General features: G+C 38.7%; 1 protein-coding gene. It reads left to right on the top strand.

Features of this window, described 5'->3' with window-relative positions; translation table 11 throughout:
• Window positions 1–380 (top strand): phage/plasmid replication protein, II/X family (locus BTV99_RS12815; RefSeq protein ID WP_218607611.1); only part of this gene is annotated, 380 nt, incomplete at both ends.

Genomic DNA, 380 nt, shown 5'->3' with positions numbered 1-380 from the left:
GATGGAAAATGCCGATGATACCGAAATAATGAACCTGTGCCGTTCCAAACTGAAAACATTTACCGCTGCTGGCAAAGAAAGCTACACAAAGGCAAATAACGCCTTTAACTTTTACCAGTTGTTAAAAATGAATGGCTGGGAAGACGTTAAAGGACGTTATAGCCCCAGTCAATTTAACCGTAATGTTAAGAGCTTATGCGACATAGGCATACCTAAAGCATTACTGCAAAATTTGAATAATGATCATAAGCAAGTTATCCCAATGGTTGACCTTGTGCAGATTGATTTTTCAAACCAATTTCCCGATGGTTACAGCCCTCCAATATCTAACAATATTAGAGCCTTTGACCGCTATTTAAACCGCAATAAACCCAAACTAC

Source organism: Psychrobacter sp. Rd 27.2 (assembly GCF_001921755.1).
GTDB classification, from domain to species: Bacteria; Pseudomonadota; Gammaproteobacteria; order Pseudomonadales; family Moraxellaceae; genus Psychrobacter; species Psychrobacter celer.
The sequence above is the reverse complement of the archived record's forward strand: the minus strand, read 5'-3'. Positions and strand labels throughout refer to the sequence as shown.